This window comes from Hydrogenophaga sp. 2FB (genome assembly GCF_005503365.1).
In the GTDB taxonomy this organism is placed as follows: Bacteria; Pseudomonadota; Gammaproteobacteria; order Burkholderiales; family Burkholderiaceae_C; genus Hydrogenophaga.
In genome coordinates this window covers 21,241-40,412 of record NZ_SCML01000056.1, presented here as the reverse complement: position 1 = coordinate 40,412, position 19,172 = coordinate 21,241, and the positions used below count along the sequence as shown (strand labels likewise).

Sequence of the window (19,172 nt, the reverse complement as noted above, 5' to 3'; positions counted from 1 at the left end):
AGTACCCGCTGGGCCGCCTGTGGCGCGATGCCAAGCTCTATGAAATCGGCGCGGGCACGAGCGAGATCCGCCGCATGCTCATCGGCCGCGAACTCTTCGCAGAAACCTGCTGACTAACGCTGCAGGTTCCCTCTCACGATTTGCACAAACTCGGCTGCGATGGCCGCCGGCGAATCCTGCCCGGATCGGTACCAGATCCGGGACCAGTTCAGCGCACCCAGAAGCAACAACCGGAGGGACTTGCGGCTGATGTCGGATGGCAGCGTCAGGTCTTGAATCACCTTCACAAAGATCATTTCGTATGCATCGCGCAGTTCGGTGAGCCGCTCCGTGTCACTGGGAACGTCTTCCGGCATGATCTTGGAAATCACCTGGGCATAGCTGTTGTCTTCAAGAATGGCCTGGAGGTGCGCGGCACAGGCCTTTTCCAGTCGCACCCAAGGATCGGCCTCTCCCACGATGGCTCGGTCCACCACGTCGATCACGTGTTGCACACCCACTTTGTAGACCTCCGCCAACAGGTCTTCCTTGGATGAGAAGTGGTAGTACAGCGAGCCCGATGGCATGTTCAGCGCGCCCATGATCTCGCGGGTCGACGTGCCCCGATAGCCATTGGCCGCGAAAAGTTCAGCCGCCTTGTCCAGGATCTGAGGAAGCCTGCTTACTTGTCCGCCCGTTTTCTTTGACATGTCTTGCGTAAATTCCTGGATTAGGTGGTTGCGATTCCCATCGCAACCATGACCGCTGACCCGGTCATCCTACACGCAGCCAACGCTGTCGAGCGGCCCGAACCGATCTCAATCGTTGACCCGTTCGATCAAGGTCGCCATGCCCATCCCGCTGCCCAGACACATGCTGACCACAGCATAACGGCCACCGGTCATCTCCAAGTGCTGGATGGCGGTCATGGTCATCCGGATGCCGGTGGCGCCCGGCGGGTGGCCAATCGAAATGCCACCACCATACAGGTTCGTCTTGTCACGGGGGATCTGAAGCTCCTTCTCGGCGTGCAAGTTCACGACCGCAAAGGCCTCGTTGATCTCGAAATAGTCAATGTCGGCGACACCCAGCCCGTTTCGTTTCAGCAAAGTGGCCATGGCTGGCACCGGCCCCACGCCCATCAGATGAGGGGGCACGCCTTCAACGGCGTAGTCAACCAGCCTTGCCTGTGGCCGCAGCCCATGGCGTTGAGCAGCATCCTCATCGAACACCAGGATGGCAGCGCCGCCGTCGGTCACGCCACTCGAGTTCCCGGCCGTCACGGGACCGCCCTCACGGAACGCCGATTTCAGTTCGGAGAGGCGCTGGCGCAGAACGTTCGGCCGCGGGAATTCGTCTGCCGTGAAGAGCCGACTGCCTTTGCCATCCGGGACCTCAATCGGCGCGATCTGTTGCGCGAGAAACCCGGAGGCTTCGGCGGACTTCGCGCGTTGCTGGCTCATGAACGCCCAGTCGTCCATCTCTTCACGGCGATACCCGTACAGCTGGCTCACGTTCTCCGCTGTCTCGCCCATCAACTCGCGGGTGAAGGGGCATCGGTAGACATAGTCCAGTCCGTCCACCAGGGCCGCCTCCCCCCTCACGGCACCCCACCGGGTGCCCGGAGAAACATAGGGGACGCGGCTGAAGTTTTCCCCGCCCGCAGCGACTGCCACCGAACTGTGCTTCGTCAAAATCTGCAATGCGGCGCTGACGATGGCCTGCGACCCGGTGCCGCAGGCGCGCGTGACATTGAGCGCCGCACTTTCAATCGTCATTCCCGATTGCAGCGCGACCTTGCGACTGATGAAGGCGCTGTCGTGGTCCACCGCGCCCACGTTGCCGAAGACCAGATGATCGACATCACCGGCGTCGACGCCCGCCTTGGCAAAGCAGGCTTTCACGACATGCGTGCCGATCGCGTTGAGAGGGATGCCCTTGAGCGACTTCCCATAATCACCAAAGGGGGTACGCACGCCTGCGGACAGGAAAATGTTGGAAAAAGCCATGTTGGAAATTGGATCTCGTTGATGAACTAGTTTTCGATGGTCTGTCTTGCACTCGCGCGCCGCGTCTTGAGGCGTCGGAAATCAAAAACACCTTCTGCGTCCCTGGGATCGCAGTCGCTCTTGAAAATGAGGTACTTCTGCACCTTCTGCGTGCCGCTCTTTGGAATCTGGTCAGTGAACCAGAAGTAGCCAGGGGCCTTGTAGTAGCTCAGCCGATCCGCACAAAACGCAAAGAGTTGTGCGGCGACCTCTTCACCGCCCGTTTCCGACGCGAGCACAACGCAGGCGAAAACCTCTTCTTCGCGGACCTCGTCCTTGACGGCAATGACCGTCGCCTGCCGGACCAGCGGATGGCTCTGCAGCACTTCCTCGATCTCCGCCGCCGCGATGTTCTCTCCCGATCGCCGGATGATGTTCTTGTTGCGGTCCACAAAATGCATGACGCCGTCGGGGGTCTGTCGGACCAGATCGCCGGTATGAAACCAGCCACCTCGCCAGGCGGATTCCGTTGCGACGGGGTCGTCCAGATAGCCGCTGAAACAGCGTCGATGGGGGGTCGTCTCGGAGTAGCGAACCGTGAGTTCGCCGGTGGCGCCAGTGGGCACGGTCACATCGTTGGCATCGACGATCCGGGCCTCCAGCCCCTCCGGCGGCAATCTGCCGAACGCGCGCGTGCCAACGGACCGGGGCGGCTGGTTGTCAAAGAAGCCCCCGACCATTTCGGTCATGCCCCACACCTCGATCAAGGGGAAGCCAAATCGCTCCTCGAATGTCTGATGCAAGGTGGCTTCAACGCCGGCACCGACACCAAAGCGCACCTTATGGGCGCGCTCGAGTGACGAGGTGGGTTGCCCCAGCAGCATGGGGACAATGACGCCAAGGTAGTGCACCACCGTGGCTTCACACTCCACGACCTCCTGCCACCATTGACCGGGGTGAAACCGGTCCCCCTGGACCTGGCAATTCCCGGCGAGCAGGACGCAATAGAAGGAAAAGACCGACGCGTTCACGTGGTACAGCGGGAGCGGGTTGTACAGCCGATCCCCGCCTTCCACAAAGGTCGACAGACCGCCGCGCGAGAGGTACCAGGCGCCCGACTCCAGTTCATAGCCGTGGGACAGCACGCAGCCTTTCGGCCGGCCCGTCGTGCCAGAGGTGTACAGAATGCTGGCCGGCGTTTCACCGGAAATGGGTTCCTGACGGGATGCCGTTGCCGCCATCGGTACATCCTGAAGGACATCGTCTTCCGCGCAGATCGCCACGCGATCTCCAACGGCCGCCTGCACAAAGGCGATCCGACTGGATGCGGCCACGATGAGGTCCGGCTTCGAATGGTCCACGACGTACTGAAGCTCGTTGGCGCGGTGCTCGGCGTTCAGCGGCACGCAGCAGACACCCAGCGAATTCAGCGCCAGTTTGTGAAAAAAGTGCTCGGGCCGGTTTTCCATGTCAAGCCCGACCCGGTGCCCGGTTCCATAGCCCGCGCGTCCGTACGCCGAGATCAACCGATCCACTTCCTTCTTGGCATCGGCGTAGGTGATCGCATAGCCCTCGGGCGCGTAGGCGCGCTGTGCATTCCTGGGCGCCATCAGCAGCAGATTCTTGCTGTATTTCCTGACGGCCTCTTCGAATACCTGTCCAATGGTCGACTGCGCACTGACTTGAATCATCTTCTCGCTTTCCTGCACGCGTTTACTTCCAGTACTGGCATGTCGATTCGGATTTCTTGATCAGCACCTCCTCACCCGGGAGGGTTTTCACGATCTTGAAGAAGTCCCATGCGTATTTGGATTCCTCGGGTTTCTTCACCTGCAGCAAGAACATTTCCTTGTTCAGGCGCCCATCGGGGCGGATCCGCGCGCCCTTGGTGAACATGTCATTGACGGGTGTGGATTTCATCTTCCCCAACACCTTGTCGGCATTGTCGGTTCCGGTAGCCACGACGGCCTCGAGGTAGAAACGGGTCGCCGAATAATCCGCCGCGTGCAGGAACGTCGGTTGGCGTTTGGCCACCGCGGAGAAACGCTTGGACCATGCCCGCGTCTCCTCGTTGCTGTCCCAATACCAGGCCGAGCTCGTGTACATCCCTTGCGTCACCGGAAGTCCCAGGGCGTTGATGTCGGTCTCGAACATGAGCGGCGCTGCCAGCATCATGTTCTTGGTCAAACCGAATTCCCTAGCGCCTTTGATCGAGGCAATGAGATCCGAGCCCGCATTGGCGAACGCAAGCACCTGTGCCTTCGAGGCTTGCGCCTGCAGAAGGAACGACGAAAAATCCGGGGCCGACAACGGGTGCTTGACGGATCCGACCACCGTGCCGCCGCGGGCGACCACCACATCGCTGGCCTCCTTCTGAAGGGACGCGCCGTAGGCGTAATCGGCGGCCATGAAATACCAGGTCTTTCCACCCAGTGCCACGACGGCGCCCGCCGTGGTCCGGGCGGTCGCCGCCGTGTCGTACGCGTACTGGATGGTGTACGGCGAGCACTCCTCGTTGGTCAACCGTGTGGTCCCGCCGCCCACCGCGATGAAGGGTTTCTTTTTCTCCGCCGCCACCTGGGCCATCGCCAGACTTGTGGCCGAATTCGTGCCCCCAATGAGGAGGTCGAGGCCCTCGCGGTCAAACCATTCCCGCGCCTTCGAGGACGCGATATCCGCCTTGTGCTGATGGTCCGCCGTCAGCAGCTCGACCTTCACCCCTTTCAAACTCGCAGCGGCATCCGCGATGGCCAGCTTGATCGCCTCCACGCCGCCTTTGCCGTCAACGTCGGCGTAGGCACTGGACATGTCGGTGATGAAGCCGATCCTGATGACCTGATCGGACATCTGGGCATGTGCAGCGCTCGCCACAACGGTTGCCAGTGCACAGCCGGCCATGGCTTTTGAGAAGCATTTTTTCACGTGGGGTCTCCAGTCTTTATTGAGAAAGCGTTTGAATGCGTGGGAAACGCGGTGCATCGCAAGGTCTGCGCGTCACCGTTTGAATTTCGACAGGAAGGCGATGACCTCGCCCATGATTCCCTTGCGGACGGTGAGCACACAGACCACGAAGATCAGGCCCGTGACCATGGTCACCGATTCGCCCAGGGTGTTGAACCAGTCCACCGTGGTGAGGCGCGCGAGGAAGCCGCCGAATTCGCCCACCTTGTTTTCCAGCAGCACAACCACGGCAGCGCCCACCAAAGGACCCGACAAGGTGCCGAGGCCACCCAGCAGCGTCATCAGGATGACGTGCCCCGACGCCGACCAGTGCACGTCGCTCAGCGTCGCAAAGCCCAGCACCAAGGTCTTGAGCGAACCGGCGAGTCCGGACAGCGCCGCGGAGATCACGAAGGCCGTCAGTTTGAAACGGTTCACGTCGTACCCGAGCGAGATGGCGCGCGGCTCGTTTTCCTTGATGCCTTTGAGCACCTGGCCGAAGGGGGAGTGCACGGTTCGAACAATCAGAAGGAACGCCAGCACCACCACGACCAGTGCGACGTAGTACATCGTGAGGTCGTTGCCGAGCTCGATGAGGCCAAACAGCTTGCCACGCGGCACGCCTTGCAGCCCGTCTTCGCCGCCGGTGAATTTGGCTTGCAGGGCGATGAAGAACATCATCTGCGCGAGCGCCAGCGTGATCATGGCGAAATAGATGCCCTGGCGGCGGATGGCCAGCATGCCGAAGATCCAGCCCAGGAATGCCCCGGCGAACAAGCCCGCCAGCAGGCCCAGCTCGGGCGTCAACCCCCAGACCTTCATCGCATGGCCCGCCACGTAGGCCGAGCCGCCGAGGAAGGCCGCATGTCCGAAGGACAGCAGGCCCGCGAAGCCCAGCAGCAGGTTGAAGGCCGCGGCGAAAAGGGCGAAGCACAACAGCTTCATCACGAACACCGGATAGGCGCCGAGGAACGGTGCGGCGACGAGGCAGAGCAACAGCAGTCCGTAGGCCACCCTGGGGAGCTTCTTCATGTCCATGGGTTTTGTTCTATTTTTCTTTGCCGAACAGGCCGGCGGGACGAATCAACAGCACGATGATCATGATCATGAACACCACGGTGGAAGACGCTTCGGGATAGAAGACCTTGGTCAGCCCTTCGACCAAACCCAGTCCGAGGCCGGTGAGGATGGCTCCCATGATCGAGCCCATGCCACCGATCACCACAACCGCGAACACCACGATGATGAGGTTCTGCCCCATCAGGGGTGACACCTGGATCACCGGCGCGGCGAGCACGCCCGCGAAGGCCGCCAGCGCGGCACCGAAGGCGTAGGTCAGCGTGACCATCCGCGGCACGTTGATGCCGAACGCTTCGACCAGCCGGGGGTTCTCGGTGCCCGCGCGAAGGTAGGCACCCAGACGGGTCTTCTCGATCATGTACCACGTGGCGAAGCAGACGGTGAGCGAGGCGACGACGACCCAGGCGCGGTAGTTGGGCAAGACCATGAAGCCCAGGTCCGTGGCACCCGAGAGCAACTCGGGCGCGTCGTAGGCAAGGCCCGACACCCCATACACCGAGCGCAACAGTCCTTCGATCAACAGCGTGAGACCCAGCGTGAGCAACAGGCCATACAAGTGGTCGATCTTGTAGATCCAGCGCAGGAAAAGGCGCTCGATGAGCACGCCCAGAATGCCAACGATGACCGGTGCGCCGATCAGCATCACCCAGTAGTTCACACCGGCATAGTGCATCGCCATCCAGGTGACGATCGCCCCCAGCATGAACAGTGCGCCATGCGCGAAGTTGATGACGTTGAGGAGGCCGAAGATCACGGCAAGGCCCAGACTGAGGATCGCGTAGAACGATCCATTGACCAGGCCCAGCAGCAACTGACTCGACAGGGCGGCCATGGAGATACTCGTCATCGTGTGCAATCCTCAAACACCCAGCAGCTCTTTGAGCACCGGCATCTTGGTCTCGAGTTCCGCCGCGGAGAATTTCTCGACGATGCGGCCGTGCTCCATGACATAGAAGCGGTCGGCCAGCGGCGCGGCAAAACGGAAGTTCTGTTCCACCATCACGATGGTGTAGCCCTTGGCGCGCAAGGTGGAAATCATGCGGGCCAGCGTCTGCACGATGACCGGCGCGAGGCCTTCGGAGATCTCGTCCAGCAGGAGCAACCGGGCGCCCGTGCGCAGGATGCGCGCCACGGCCAGCATCTGCTGCTCGCCCCCTGACAGGCGCGTGCCCTGGCTGTGCCGGCGCTCCGCCAGGTTGGGGAACATGGCGTAGATCTCTTCGATCGACATGCCCTTCGCAGCCCCTTTCAGTGGCGGCGGCAGCATCAGGTTTTCTTCGCACGACAAGCTGGCGAAAATGCCACGCTCCTCCGGGCAATAGCCCACACCGAGGTGCGCGATGCGGTGCGTCGGCATGCCGATGGTTTCCTTGCCATTGACTTCTATCTTGCCGCTGCGCGTGCCCACCAGCCCCATGATCGCGCGCAACGTGGTCGTGCGACCTGCGCCGTTGCGGCCGAGCAGCGTGACCACTTCGCCGGGCTGCACCTCCAGCTCGACGCCATGCAGCACATGCGACTCGCCATACCAGGCCTGCAGCCCCTTGATTTCAAGCGCGGCTGTCATCGGTGGGCCCCTTCCAGTTGACCGTCGACGGTGCCCATGTAGGCTTCCATGACCAGGGGATTCGCGGAGACTTCTTCATACGATCCCTCGGCCAGCACGGCGCCACGTTGCAGCACGGTGATGGTGTCGGCGATGGTGGAGACCACACCCATGTTGTGCTCGACCATGAGGACCGTGCGGCCCACGGACACGCGTTTGATGAGCATGGCCACGCGTTGCACGTCCTCGTGGCCCATACCCTGGGTCGGTTCGTCGAGCAACATGAGTTCGGGGTCCATGGCGAGTGTCGTGGCGATCTCGAGCGCGCGCTTGCGGCCGTAGGGCAGGTTCACGGCTTGCTCATTCGCGAACGGCTCCAGGCCCACTTCAGCCAACAGCTCGCGAGCACGCCCGTCCAGCGACTCGAGGGACTTCTCACTCTTCCAGAAGTGATAGGACGTGCCCAGCTTTCGCTGCAGACCCAGGCGCACGTTTTCCAGCACGGTGAGGTGCGGGAAGACGGCGGATATCTGGAAGGAGCGGATGATGCCGCGTCGCGCGATCTGCGCAGGCCGCTCACCGGTGACGTCCTGACCGTTGAACAGAATCGCACCACGGGTCGGCTCGAGGAACTTGGTGAGCAGATTGAAGCAGGTGGTCTTGCCCGCACCGTTGGGACCGATGAGGGCGTGGATGGAGCCGCGCACCACCGAAAGATCCACCTTGCTGACCGCGGTGAATCCTTTGAATTCTTTGGTGAGTTGACGTGTTTCGAGGATCAGGTCACTCATCGACGGGGCGCTTTCGTTCCATGGTTCATGCGTGCTCAGGCACGGGTGCATTAACGTGAAGGCGCTGCACCGCGTCGCGCGAGCGGGTCACGGTCTTCGCAAATTCGGCGCGCAGCACGAGGTCCTGTTCGGCCGCAACGACGCCGCTGCAGTACGACCACTGCGCGGCCTCGATGAGGGCGCCCAGCGCCGCGGCCTCTTTCAAACGGAGGATGGCCAATCGGCGGTGTTTGAACTTGATGCTGCGGTCCAGCAGGGCCAGCGCGATGGCCTGGCTCTGCAACCTGAGTGCGGGCGCAGCGTCCGATCCGAGGCCCGAACGCGCGAGGCGTTTGAGCGAGCGCACGCGCTGCCGTCCCCGGCCATGGAGTGGCTCCCCCGAAAGCGCGCCCATCACAGGTCGATGCCTTTCGGCGCTTCGACCGATTTGTCCAGCACGTAGACAGTGCCGTGCAGCAGTGCAATGTGCTCGCCGTCGCGCGCTCGCGTGATCTTCACCTGGTAGCTGCCGATCTTTCGCGAACGCGATACCTCGTACGCATGCGCCACCAGCCACTCGCCTTCTTCCACTGCGGTGGAAATGCTCATCTGCCCGTCCACCAGGGTGGCGATCTTGCCGTGCGAGTTGCAGGCCAGGCCCAGCGCCATGTCGCCCAGTGCGAAAAGCGCGCCGCCGTGGCACCGGTTGTTGAAGTTCATGTGCTTGCGCAGCGCCCGCATGCGCAGCGTGGTGCTGCCCATCGACGCCGACACGAGTTCGATGCCCAGCAGCTGCGCCATGTTGTCGCCCGCGATGCATTGGGAGACCAGGTTGTAGGCTGTCTTGGCGCCACCCGCTGCGTGGCGCCGACCGCGTTCACTGCGCGCGTCGAGCCAATCCACCAGCGCGTCCGTGCCCTCCTCGTTGGGCGCGGACACACGCTTGACCTCCGGCGTCACCGCCTCTGAGCGCCTGAGCGTCAGCATGGCCAGCAACTCGGATTCGGTCTTGCGCGCGTCGGGCAGATCGGACTTGGTGACGACGAACACGTCGGCAATTTCCAACATGCCGGCCTTGATCGCCTGCACGTCGTCCCCGAGCCCGGGGGGGCACACCACGACACGGGTGTCGGCAAAGCGCGTGATCTCCACCTCCGACTGACCCGCTCCCACGGTCTCGACAATCACGACGTCGAAGCCCGCCGCATCGAACAGGTCGATGACATCACCCGCCGCCACCGACAGGCCACCGAGGTGACCGCGAGAGGCCAGCGAGCGGATGAAGACACCTTCGTCACTCTGGCGCTCGCCCATGCGGATGCGGTCCCCGAGGACGGCGCCACCGGTGAACGGGCTCGACGGATCGATGGCGACGACGGCGACCGTTCTGCCCTTCTTCCTCAACCCCTTGATCAGCACCGACACCAAGGTGGACTTCCCGCCACCGGGTGGCCCCGTGACGCCGATGACATGCGCGCGGCCTTGGGTCGCCGCGATGGCGCGGCGCACCTCGTAGGCCATCTCGCCGCCGTTTTCCAGCGCGCTGATGGCCTGCGCGATCGATCGCCGATCGCCACCCAGCGCCTTTTGAATGGACATGTTGCTCACGGCGTTCACACCACCGTCAGCGGTTGACCGAAACCCAGTTCCTTGCGCAGGGTACCGCAGATCTCGCCGTGGGTGGCACCGACCTCCGCAGCCGCCACCACGTGTTCGAAGACGTTGGACTTGGGCGTGTTGGCCGATTTCGCCAGAGCGCTGATCGCCTTGTCGACATCCGAGCTGGAACGGGATTTCTTGAAGTCGGCCAGGCGACCCAGGTACGACTGCATGCGTGCCGCGTCGGGGTATTCCAGCGACGGATACGTGGCCGGGTCCTCCTCGACCTGGTAGGCGTTGACGCCCACGATGGTCTGCTCGCCCGCATCGACCTTCTTCTGGAAGGCCAGCGCGGACTCGCCGATCATGCGCTGGACGATGCCCTTTTCCACGGCCTGGTACATGCCGCCGGCCTCGTCGATCATCGAGATGATCGCGTTGATCTTGGCTTCCATGTCGTTGGTGAGCGACTCCACATAGTAGGAGCCCCCGAGCGGGTCGATCACGTCTGTCAGGTGGGCCTCTTCCCGCAGGATGTTCTGCGTGGCCACCGCGATGCGGGCGGCTTCGGCGGTGGGCGTGGAGAACACCTCGTCGTAACCGTCCGTGTGCAGCGACTGCAGGCCACCGAAGATGCCGGCCATTGCCTGGGTCGTGACGCGCGCGACGTTGTTGAGCGGCTGCTGACGGGTCAGATCCACCCCGGAGGTTTGCCCGTGGAACTTGAAGCGCCAGGAGCGCGGGTCCTTGGCGCCGAAGCGCTCACGGCACAGCTTGGCCCAGATGCGCCGACCGGCGCGGAACTTGGCCACTTCTTCGAAGAAGCTCACCGAGACGTCGAAGAAGAAGGTGAAGCGCGGGAGGAACTGGTCGGGGTCCATGCCGGCGGCGATGCAGTCTTCCGCGTACTGGATGCCCGAGCAGAGCGTGAAGGCCATGGCTTCGGCCGGGGTCGCGCCGGCTTGCTGCATGTGCTGCCCGACGATGGACAGGGGGTTCCAGCCCGGCACGTGCTTGTTCACGAACGAGATGTGGTCCACGATGACCCGACGCGCACCCTGCAACGCGAGGCGGAAGAACATGTGGTTGGCGACGAAGTGCGAGATGCAGTCGCTCTGGTTCGAGGTGCCGGTGATCTTGGTCCATGGCACGCCGCGCCGCTTGGCCACCGCCAGCTCGAAAGCCAGCAGCGTGAAGGGCGAGGGATCGTTCATGGCGGTGGAGAGATCGCCGATGGGCACGCCGTCGAGGGCGACCCGCATGTCTTCCACGTGGTTGATCACGGTGCCGCAGGTACCCAGCAATTCCGACGGCACATCGTCGGCGTCGTAGCCTCGGAATACCGAGTTGCAGGGAATGAGCGACAGCGCGGATGCGCCAAGATCGAGCATCTCCTTGACGCGCAGGTTGTAGTCCTCGGGCACTCCCAGCCCGACGAGCTGGCGCTGGGACCAGCTGCGGCCGCGGTACATGGTCGAGTAGATGCCGCGCGTGTACGGGTACTGGCCGGGATAGCCCAGCGACTCCTCATAGGGCGCGCCGTTGTGGTCCTGCGGCGTGTACAGCGGCTTGATGCCGATGCCGGAGCGGTTGTAGGTGGTGGCGTCACCCACCACGCCCTGGGCGAACTCGGCTTCCCACTGTGCGTGGCCGTTCAAGGTGGGCTGCTTGCTCATGTCGACGCTCCCTGCATGGCGCGGCGCTTCTCGGACAGTGCGCGCACCGACACCACGACATCGTCCAGCGACGTGCCGGGATGAAACACCTGTGCAACGCCGCTGTTCAGCAGCATCGTTTCGTCCTTGGCGGGCACGATGCCGCCGACGATGACCTGCACATCGGACAGCCCTGCCTCGCGCAGCGCGGACAGGAGCTTGGGCACGATGAGGTGGTCGGTGGCGAGCGACGAGATGCCGATGACGTCGGCGTCTTCTTCCATCGTCAGCTTGACGACGGTCGGTATCTCTTGCCACGGCGGGGTGTAGATCACCTCCATGCCCGCGTCCCGGAGACAGGCTGCAATCACCCTGCTACCCCGGTCATGCCCATCAAAACCAATCTTTGTCACGATCACCCTAGGGGGACGTTCGGCCATTTCGTGTTTCCTTCGCTAGCCCCACAAACTGTCGCGCGAGAACGCGTGGGGAGTCGCGTCCGTCGGGTTGAACAAGGCGTCGCCGGTTGAGCGCGCGGAGAGACCTGCCGCAGCACCTTGCCGCCTCGTGCATCAATATAAAAAGCAATCGATCGTTTGGTATTGTGGCGTGTGCGGAGGCCCGAGGCACATAGGGAAACTACCAATATTTGATGCCGACTGCCATGCGTTTAGCGCGTCTTGAACAGCTCTCGCGCGACGATCTCTTTCATGATCTCGGTGGTGCCGCCGTAAATGCGCTGCACGCGCGCATCGGTCCAGGCGCGGGCAATGGGGTACTCGCGCATGTACCCATAGCCACCGAACAGCTGCACACAGTTGTCCAGCACGGAGAACTGCATCTCGGTGGTCCAGAACTTGGCCACCGAAGCCGTGGCCGTGTCGAGTTGACCGGCCAGATGCCGCTTGAGGCAATCGTTGAGGAAGCTGCGCGCCACCAGTGTGTTGGCGTGCGCCTCCACAAGGCGGTGCCTGACGGTTTGCTTGTCGGACAGGCTGGTGCCAAAAGCCTGTCGCTCGGCGACGTACGCCCGCGTCCACGAGACCGCTGCTTCCATTGCCGCCACGGCCGTGATGGCCACCAGCAGCCGCTCCTGGGGCAGCTCGTTCATCATGTAGCGGAAGCCCGAACCCTCTTCCCCCAGCAGGTTCTCCACGGGCACGCGGACATCGGTGAAGAACAGCTCCGACGTGTCCTGGGCGTGCATGCCGAGCTTCTCAAGCCGTCGCCCGCGGCTGAATCCCGGACGATCGCCCTCGACAATGATGAGGCTCGCGCCTTTGGAGCCCATCGCCGGGTTGGTTTTGGCGGCGAGCAGCACCAGGTCCGCGATCTGCCCGTTGGAGATGAAAATCTTCTGGCCGTTGATGCACCAGTCATCCCCATCTCGCTCTGCTCTTGTGCGGATCGCGGCCAGGTCACTGCCCGCGCCGGGTTCGGTCATCCCGATGGCGCCGATCACCTCGCCACGGGCCATGCGCGGAAGCCAGCGCTGCTTCTGGGCCTCGGTCCCGTAGTGAAGCAGGTAGGGCGCGACGATGTCGGAATGGAGATAGAACAACGGGCCGGTGGCGCCCGCTCGGGCCATCTCTTCGACGACGATGGCGCTGTAGCTGAAGTCCACCCCGGCGCCGCCGTACTGCTCGGGCACGGTCAGGCACAGCAGGCCCAGCTCGCCGGCCCGACGCCACAGCGAACGCGGGACCTGGCCATCGAGTTCCCACTGGGCATGGTGGGGCGTGATTTCTTCACTGATGAATCGCCGCACGGTGTCGCGAAACAGATCGTGGTCTGCGCTGTCCAGCGGCGCGGTCGAGGCGTCAAGCTCGGTCATGGTGGATGTCTCCTGGATTCGATTCATGGGGAAGGATGCGCGCCACGCCGCGATCCAGCACCACCACGTCGCGCTCGATGGCGGTGCCACGGAACTGCACCGTTCCAGCTTCCTGCCAGAACTCGCAACGAAGCGTTTCGCCGGGATACAGCGGCGCCGAAAAGCGGGCGCGCATCTCGGTCAACCGATGGGCCTCGAAGTCGCAGAACTCGCTCACCAGCAACATGCCCAGCAATCCGAACGTGCACATGCCGTGCATGATGGGCCGCTCGAAGCCGGCTTGCCGCGCGACGGCCGGGTCGGCGTGCAAGGGATTGAGGTCGGCGCTGAGTCGGTAGAGCAAGGGTTGGTGCGTGGCCGTTGCTCGGATGAGCGCGCGGTCGGCCGGTCGGTCGGGAAGCGGCGGCAATGGCGCGAGGGCGTCGGCCCCCAGGCGCAGCAATGGACCGCTAGCGGGACTGAACCCACCGTCGCCACGCGCGATCACCGTCATCCAGGAGCGCACCCAGCACGCACCCGTGTCGGCATCACACAGCTCACGTTCGACGACGAAGGCGGCCCCCCTGTCCGGGCCTCTGTCCTCAACCCTCAGCACCCGGTTGCGTCCGATCACCTCTCCCGCGGGCGGCAATGGCCGCAACCATTGCATGGACTGTTCGCCATGCACCAGGCGCTGCCAATCCAGACCGGTGTCGGGCTCGCGCATCCAGAAACCGGGGTCGCACAGCATGGCGCACATCGTGGGCAGCGCCTGCAGGCGGTCCTCGTACACGAACCGAAGGTGTTGTTCATCCCAGGCGTCCGCCCCCTGTGCCGCACCGACACCCAGCGCATACACGATGGTGTCGCGTGCTTCGTAGCGCTGACGCAGGGTGGGCAGCGCGCGGTGCAGCAGTGCCTCGGGATTCAGGCGCGTGGCGCCCGACGTCGACGGGCGCGCGGTCACGCCTGCAGGGGGCCGAAGACGCCCAGCAGTGCGTCCGTGGCGCTGCCATAGCCACGCTCGCCGCAGACGTCGGAAATCTTCGCCCACTGATCGGCGACGAATTCGGGCGACACCTCCTCGGCCGAGGCATGCACGCCTGGACCCTCGACGATTCTCACGGTCGAGAAGTAACCGCCGCCGGCGGAGAGTATCTGTCCCGTCAACCCACAAGCCTCGGAGGCCAGGAATGCGACACCGGCCGCCACGCGCTCGGGTGTGGCCTCGTTGAGAAGACGTCCCAGCGGAACGCCCTCGGTCATCCGGGTGAGCGCGACGGGCGCCACCGTGTTGACACGGACACCGAACTTCTCGCCTTCGAGCTTGAGCGAATTCATCAGGCCCACGAGCCCGAGCTTGGCGGCGCCGTAGTTGCTCTGGCCGAAATTGCCATACAGGCCGGCCGCGGAGGTCGTCATGACAATGCGGCCGTACTGCTGCTGCTGCATCACCGGCATGACCGCGCGCGAGCACCACGCGGATCCGAGAAGGTGGACCCGCACCACCGCCTCGAAGTCGGCCGGATCCATCTTGTGCAAGGTCTTGTCGCGCAGAATGCCCGCATTGTTGATGAGCACATCCACGCGCCCGAATGCCTGCATGGCGGCATCGATCAGGCTTTGCGCGCCGGCGGGCGTGGCGATGTCGTCGTAGCTGGCAATCGCTCGGCCTCCGGCTGCCTCGATCTCGCGCACGACCTTCTGAGCGGCCGTGGCATCCCCACTCACCCCGCCCACGCTGCCCCCCAGATCGTTGACCACAATGGTGGCGCCGCGTTCTGCCAGCAACAGGGCGTGCGCGCGACCCAAGCCGCCTCCAGCGCCGGTGATCACGGCAACACGGCCATCAAAGCGGATCGACTTCATGCAGGTTCCTTTTCCAGACGGCGGCTCCCGTACAGAGCCTCTATTTCGTTGATGAATTTTTCGCTGATGCTCTTGCGCTTAATCTTCATCGTTGCCGTGACCTCGCCATCGTCGTGGTCCAGCTCCTTGGTCAACAGATGAAACTTGCGCACGTGCTGCACCTGCGGCATCTGCGCGTTGACGCGATCCACTTCGGCTTGCACCAGCTCGCGCACGCGCGCGTGGTCGACCAGGGTGCGGAAGTGGGTGTAGGACAAGCCATGTTCCTCGGCCCACTTGCTGACCGTTTCATAATCGATCTGGATCAGCGCCGACACGAAGGCGCGGCGATCGGCGATGACGATCGCCTCCTTGATGTAGACGCTGAACTTGAGCGCGTTCTCGATCTCGCTGGGCGTGATGTTCTTGCCCCCCGCGGTGATCATGATGTCTTTCTTGCGGTCGACAATCCGGACTTCATCGCCCACGGCCACGGCCACGTCACCGGTGTGCAGCCAGCCTTCGGCATCGATGGCCTCTCGCGTCGCTTCCTCGTTGCGGTAGTAGCCCTTGAAGACCGAAGCGCCGCGCACCAGCAGCTCACCATCGTCGGCAATCCGCAGTTCAACGCCCGGCGTCGGCCCACCCACAGTGCCCAGCGGTGACGCGGCGCTGCGCTGCAGCGTCACCAGGCCGGCGGTTTCCGTCATGCCGTAGCCTTCCCGAATGGGCACGCCAAGGGCACGAAAGAAGCGCAGCATGTCCGGGGCGATCGGCGCGGCGCCCGACACGGCCAGCCGACACTCCCGCAAACCGATGAAGTTGCTCAGCGGGCGCAACATGATCCAGTACCAGAACACATGGCCCGCACGCTGACGCCACAACCATTGAGTTCTCGGTATCACCGCGAGCGGCATGGTCGACTTGAGCGCGCTCTGATACAGGCGCCGGCGCAACCAGCCGGCCTCTCGGATCTTGATTTCGATCGCGGCGTGCAGCTTCTCCCAGATCCGGGGCACTCCGAGAAACAGCGTCGGCGCAATCTCCCGGAGATCGCTCTGCACGGTGCGCAAGCTCTCGGCGAAGTTCACCACGGCACCGCAACGCAAGGGCAGGCAGACGGTGTAAATCTGTTCGGCCACATGGCACAGCGGCAAATACGACACAGTGGAATCCGACGGCGTGCAGCGGTAGATCGCGTCGGTGCTGGCGGCCATCGCGGCGATGTTGCCGTAGCTGATCATGGCGGCCTTGGGCCGGCCCGTGGATCCGCTGGTGAATATCATCAACGCGAGATCGTCCATGGTCTGGCGCGCCAGACATTCGTCGACAAGGCGGGGCAGCGCTTGCTCGCTGGTGGCGCCCAACGCAACGACCTCCTCGAACGAAATCAGGTTGTCGATCTTGTAGTGCCGCACCCCGCGCGGGTCGATCACCACGATGTGCGTGAGCTTGGGTAGCCTGGCGCGCACCTCGAGAACCTTGTCGAGTTGTTCCTGGTCTTCGCAAACGACCACACGCGCGTCGGAGGCCTCCAGCAGGTACTCGACTTCCGCGGCCGGTGACGTGGGATAGATCCCCACCGTGACGGCGCCCACCATGCCGCAACCCAGCTGGGTGAAAACCCACTCTTTCCGGTTCTCGCAGATGATGGCGCAGTGCCCTTTTGGCGGCAGTCCGAGCTGGGCCAGGCCCAGGCCGAAGTGGCGTGCCTGTTGTTCGTACTGGGCCCATGTGACCGGCTCCCAGATGCCGTAGTCCTTCTGCCGCAATGCGACGGAGGACGCGCGCACCCGCGCCCAATGGCGAAGTTGCTGCGGCAGCGTCAGCGTGCCGATGTCGATCTGATCGCTCACGACAGCCACCTCTTGCGCCGCTTGTAGTGCTTCACGTTGCGGAAGCTCGCCAACTCCCCCTCGCCTTCGCTGTAGCCCAGGTAGAAGCGCTGGACGTCGGCGTCTTGCGCCAGTTTCGCGGTCGTCCCGTCGATCACGATCTTTCCACCTTCCATGATGTAGCCATAGTGGGCGATGTCCAGCGCGGCCATGGCGTTCTGCTCCACCAGCAGCATGGCCACGCCCTGTTCGCGGTTGATGCGCGCGACGATCTTGAAGATGTCCTGTACCACCAGCGGGGCCAGGCCGAGCGAAGGCTCGTCCAGGAGCATCAGCTTGGGCAAACCGATCAGCGCCCGCCCGATGGCCAGCATCTGTTGTTCGCCACCGGACAGATAGCCCGAGCGCTGGGTGCGCCGATCCTTCAGGCGCGGGAAGTACTCGTAGATCATGGCCAGGTCGGGCTTCTCGCTGCGGCCGTTGAGCGCATTGCCCGCCACGATCAGGTTTTCTTCGACCGTGAGATCCTCGAAGACATGCCGGCCTTCGCGCACATGCGCGATGCCGTGTCGGGCGAGCAGATGCGGCGCCGTTGCGTCGATGCGCTCGCCGAGGTAGCGGATCGTTCCCGCGCGCAACTGCCCCACCTCCAGCGGAAGCAGGTTGGAGATGGCTTTCAGCGTCGTGGTCTTCCCCGCGCCATTGCTCCCCAACAGTGCCACGATCTGCCCGCTGGGGACCGAGAGCGACAAGCCGCGAAGCACCTGCACGGTGTGCTGGTACACCACCTCGATGTTCTCGATCACCAGAATGGAGTCGCCGCTGGCGGCGGCCTTCGGCACACGTTTCGCGACTTGAGCGGGAGCGGAACCGCCCCCGAAGGACGCGATCATGATGTCTTGATCCAGTCGCTGGCGGGCTGCAGCAGCTTCGTCTTGCTGTCGTAGGCGTAGATGCGACCGGAGGCGATCTGGTGGTTCTTCAGCGACACCGGCAAACCCGTCACGCCACCCGTGTCCCAGTTGTCGATGCTCTCCAGGGCGGCTTTCATGTTCGCCCCGTTCAAGGGCTTTCCGGCCTTGAGGCAACGCTCCACAATCTCCGCGATGGCCATGCCCGCGAGCCAGGTGTGGACGTTGAAGATCGAGATGTAGTTCATGTCGGGACGCACCTTGGCCACGTGCTCCTTCATCGACTGCATCATCGGCGCGTCCTTGGTGTCGTAGCTGTAGCGGTAGGGCATCACGCCCACCCAGCCCTCGGCCGCGGCGCCCATCGTGTCGACGGTGGTCTTGTCCATGCTCCAGATCGTTCCCATCGGGGTGGCCTTCATGCCCGCCTCGCGCATCTGCTTGATGAACTCCGGGATCGGCGCCGACACGTAGCCGTGGAAGATCACGAAGTCGGGCTTGGCCCGGCGCAGCTTGGCCACTTCGCTCGACACGTCCACCGCGCCCGGCTTGGTCACGACCTCCATCACCACCGGAATCTGCAATGCCTGCGCCTTGGCCTTGATGCCGGGAATCGGATCGCGGCCGAACTCGGTGTCGCTGTAGACAATGGCCACCGCCGGCTTGGTCGCGCCACGGGCGTTGCGGCTGATGTGCTCGAGCAGAATCTCACCCATCGCGACGTAGGTGGGCGCGACCATGAAGTGATACGGGTGGCTCTTCGCGTCGGCCAGTTCCGACGCGAAGCTGACCCCACTGGTCAGGGTGGTGCCCAGCTGGCCGACTTCCTTGGCGGCCACCTTGGCCCAGGCGGTGGAGCCGCCAAAGAACGCGGGCGGCTGGTGCTCGCCCATGAGCTTCTTGAAGATGGCCATCTCCTGGTCCATCTTGTAGCCCGAGTCCTCGCCCACATAGCGCAGGCGCCGGCCGGCCACGCCGCCTCGGGCATTGCGCCAGTCGCAGTAGTCGCCCAGGCCCTGGTTCAGACCGACGCCGGCGAACGCAAACACGCCGGTGATCGGCATGGCGGCGCCGATCACGATGTCGCCCGTTTGCGCTACCGATGCGCGAAACGGAAAGCCCGCGAGCGCGGCGGCGCCAAGACCGGCGTTGATGACACGGCGGCGCAAGGGATTGACGGGATGGTTGTCGTTGTTCATGGTGTGTCT

19 protein-coding genes are annotated in these 19,172 nt (G+C 63.6%); 1 reads left to right on the top strand and 18 read right to left on the bottom strand.

The features are described from left to right. Window positions 1-113: acyl-CoA dehydrogenase family protein (locus FFS09_RS31445; protein ID WP_137921650.1), on the top strand; the 113-nt coding region annotated here is incomplete at its 5' end. Here FFS09_RS31445 and FFS09_RS25010 read toward each other — a convergent pair. The 18 genes from FFS09_RS25010 to FFS09_RS24925 all read right to left on the bottom strand — a co-directional run bounded on the left by FFS09_RS25010 (window position 114) and on the right by FFS09_RS24925 (window position 19,163). Then, window positions 114-689, bottom strand: a complete 576-nt coding sequence (locus tag FFS09_RS25010) for a TetR/AcrR family transcriptional regulator (protein WP_137921649.1) — start codon at window positions 687-689, stop codon at window positions 114-116. 108 nt (window positions 690-797) lie between these two features. Continuing rightward, the gene (locus tag FFS09_RS25005) at window positions 798-1,988 is read right to left on the bottom strand and encodes a thiolase family protein (protein ID WP_137921648.1); all 1,191 of its coding nucleotides are present in this window, start codon (window positions 1,986-1,988) and stop codon (window positions 798-800) included. Window positions 1,989-2,014: 26 nt separating this feature from the next. Further along, window positions 2,015-3,658, bottom strand: coding sequence for an AMP-binding protein (locus FFS09_RS25000; protein ID WP_137921647.1), 1,644 nt, complete (start codon window positions 3,656-3,658; stop codon window positions 2,015-2,017). 22 nt (window positions 3,659-3,680) lie between these two features. Next, complete coding sequence (locus FFS09_RS24995) at window positions 3,681-4,865, bottom strand: ABC transporter substrate-binding protein (RefSeq protein WP_137921657.1); 1,185 nt, start codon at window positions 4,863-4,865, stop codon at window positions 3,681-3,683. Between the two features lie 96 nt (window positions 4,866-4,961). Beyond that, window positions 4,962-5,945: a branched-chain amino acid ABC transporter permease gene (locus FFS09_RS24990; protein WP_171020173.1), complete on the bottom strand. Its 984-nt coding sequence runs from the start codon at window positions 5,943-5,945 to the stop codon at window positions 4,962-4,964. A gap of 10 nt (window positions 5,946-5,955) precedes the next feature. Then, on the bottom strand, window positions 5,956-6,819 hold the full coding sequence (locus FFS09_RS24985) for a branched-chain amino acid ABC transporter permease (RefSeq protein ID WP_137921656.1): 864 nt from the start codon (window positions 6,817-6,819) through the stop codon (window positions 5,956-5,958). Window positions 6,820-6,846: 27 nt separating this feature from the next. Next, window positions 6,847-7,554, bottom strand: a complete 708-nt coding sequence (locus FFS09_RS24980; protein ID WP_137921645.1) for an ABC transporter ATP-binding protein — start codon at window positions 7,552-7,554, stop codon at window positions 6,847-6,849. After that, window positions 7,551-8,324, bottom strand: a complete 774-nt coding sequence (locus FFS09_RS24975) for an ABC transporter ATP-binding protein (protein WP_137921644.1) — start codon at window positions 8,322-8,324, stop codon at window positions 7,551-7,553. Before FFS09_RS24975 ends, FFS09_RS24980 begins: the two co-directional genes overlap by 4 nt. A gap of 25 nt (window positions 8,325-8,349) precedes the next feature. Continuing rightward, entirely contained in the window at window positions 8,350-8,718 is a 369-nt protein-coding gene (locus FFS09_RS24970) for a hypothetical protein (protein WP_137921643.1), read from the bottom strand. After that, window positions 8,718-9,902: a methylmalonyl Co-A mutase-associated GTPase MeaB gene (meaB, locus tag FFS09_RS30720; protein ID WP_171020172.1), complete on the bottom strand. Its 1,185-nt coding sequence runs from the start codon at window positions 9,900-9,902 to the stop codon at window positions 8,718-8,720. The genes FFS09_RS24970 and meaB overlap by 1 nt, the downstream gene beginning before the upstream one ends. Window positions 9,903-9,916: 14 nt before the next feature. Next, the gene (locus FFS09_RS24960) at window positions 9,917-11,578 is read right to left on the bottom strand and encodes an acyl-CoA mutase large subunit family protein (protein ID WP_137921642.1); all 1,662 of its coding nucleotides are present in this window, start codon (window positions 11,576-11,578) and stop codon (window positions 9,917-9,919) included. Then, a complete protein-coding gene (locus FFS09_RS24955; protein ID WP_137921641.1) occupies window positions 11,575-11,997 on the bottom strand; it encodes a cobalamin B12-binding domain-containing protein in 423 nt (140 codons plus the stop codon). Before FFS09_RS24955 ends, FFS09_RS24960 begins: the two co-directional genes overlap by 4 nt. A gap of 230 nt (window positions 11,998-12,227) precedes the next feature. Further along, on the bottom strand, window positions 12,228-13,391 hold the full coding sequence (locus FFS09_RS24950) for an acyl-CoA dehydrogenase family protein (protein ID WP_137921640.1): 1,164 nt from the start codon (window positions 13,389-13,391) through the stop codon (window positions 12,228-12,230). Further along, window positions 13,378-14,337 carry a MaoC/PaaZ C-terminal domain-containing protein gene (locus FFS09_RS24945; RefSeq protein ID WP_252374510.1) on the bottom strand — a complete coding sequence of 320 codons (960 nt, stop codon included), beginning with the start codon at window positions 14,335-14,337 and terminating at the stop codon, window positions 13,378-13,380. The genes FFS09_RS24950 and FFS09_RS24945 overlap by 14 nt, the downstream gene beginning before the upstream one ends. Next, window positions 14,334-15,239, bottom strand: a complete 906-nt coding sequence (locus FFS09_RS24940) for an SDR family NAD(P)-dependent oxidoreductase (RefSeq protein WP_137921639.1) — start codon at window positions 15,237-15,239, stop codon at window positions 14,334-14,336. The genes FFS09_RS24945 and FFS09_RS24940 overlap by 4 nt, the downstream gene beginning before the upstream one ends. Beyond that, the gene (locus FFS09_RS24935) at window positions 15,236-17,074 is read right to left on the bottom strand and encodes an AMP-dependent synthetase/ligase (RefSeq protein WP_252374509.1); all 1,839 of its coding nucleotides are present in this window, start codon (window positions 17,072-17,074) and stop codon (window positions 15,236-15,238) included. The genes FFS09_RS24940 and FFS09_RS24935 overlap by 4 nt, the downstream gene beginning before the upstream one ends. Then, the gene (locus tag FFS09_RS24930) at window positions 17,071-17,946 is read right to left on the bottom strand and encodes an ABC transporter ATP-binding protein (protein ID WP_137921638.1); all 876 of its coding nucleotides are present in this window, start codon (window positions 17,944-17,946) and stop codon (window positions 17,071-17,073) included. The genes FFS09_RS24935 and FFS09_RS24930 overlap by 4 nt, the downstream gene beginning before the upstream one ends. Continuing rightward, window positions 17,943-19,163: an ABC transporter substrate-binding protein gene (locus tag FFS09_RS24925; RefSeq protein WP_137921637.1), complete on the bottom strand. Its 1,221-nt coding sequence runs from the start codon at window positions 19,161-19,163 to the stop codon at window positions 17,943-17,945. The genes FFS09_RS24930 and FFS09_RS24925 overlap by 4 nt, the downstream gene beginning before the upstream one ends. Window positions 19,164-19,172 lie beyond the last annotated feature (9 nt).

Bases quoted from the DNA above. Each gene is read 5' to 3' on its own strand.
- FFS09_RS25010 (WP_137921649.1), bottom strand. From the start codon at position 689: ATGTCAAAGAAAACGGGCGGACAAGTAAGCAGGCTTCCTCAGATCCTG.
- FFS09_RS25005 (WP_137921648.1), bottom strand. From the start codon at position 1,988: ATGGCTTTTTCCAACATTTTCCTGTCCGCAGGCGTGCGTACCCCCTTT.
- FFS09_RS25000 (WP_137921647.1), bottom strand. From the start codon at position 3,658: ATGATTCAAGTCAGTGCGCAGTCGACCATTGGACAGGTATTCGAAGAG.
- FFS09_RS24995 (WP_137921657.1), bottom strand. From the start codon at position 4,865: ATGGCCGGCTGTGCACTGGCAACCGTTGTGGCGAGCGCTGCACATGCC.
- FFS09_RS24990 (WP_171020173.1), bottom strand. From the start codon at position 5,945: ATGGACATGAAGAAGCTCCCCAGGGTGGCCTACGGACTGCTGTTGCTC.
- FFS09_RS24985 (WP_137921656.1), bottom strand. From the start codon at position 6,819: ATGGCCGCCCTGTCGAGTCAGTTGCTGCTGGGCCTGGTCAATGGATCG.
- FFS09_RS24980 (WP_137921645.1), bottom strand. From the start codon at position 7,554: ATGACAGCCGCGCTTGAAATCAAGGGGCTGCAGGCCTGGTATGGCGAG.
- FFS09_RS24975 (WP_137921644.1), bottom strand. From the start codon at position 8,324: ATGAGTGACCTGATCCTCGAAACACGTCAACTCACCAAAGAATTCAAA.
- FFS09_RS24970 (WP_137921643.1), bottom strand. From the start codon at position 8,718: ATGGGCGCGCTTTCGGGGGAGCCACTCCATGGCCGGGGACGGCAGCGC.
- meaB (WP_171020172.1), bottom strand. From the start codon at position 9,902: ATGTCCATTCAAAAGGCGCTGGGTGGCGATCGGCGATCGATCGCGCAG.
- FFS09_RS24960 (WP_137921642.1), bottom strand. From the start codon at position 11,578: ATGAGCAAGCAGCCCACCTTGAACGGCCACGCACAGTGGGAAGCCGAG.
- FFS09_RS24955 (WP_137921641.1), bottom strand. From the start codon at position 11,997: ATGGCCGAACGTCCCCCTAGGGTGATCGTGACAAAGATTGGTTTTGAT.
- FFS09_RS24950 (WP_137921640.1), bottom strand. From the start codon at position 13,391: ATGACCGAGCTTGACGCCTCGACCGCGCCGCTGGACAGCGCAGACCAC.
- FFS09_RS24940 (WP_137921639.1), bottom strand. From the start codon at position 15,239: ATGAAGTCGATCCGCTTTGATGGCCGTGTTGCCGTGATCACCGGCGCT.
- FFS09_RS24930 (WP_137921638.1), bottom strand. From the start codon at position 17,946: ATGATCGCGTCCTTCGGGGGCGGTTCCGCTCCCGCTCAAGTCGCGAAA.
- FFS09_RS24925 (WP_137921637.1), bottom strand. From the start codon at position 19,163: ATGAACAACGACAACCATCCCGTCAATCCCTTGCGCCGCCGTGTCATC.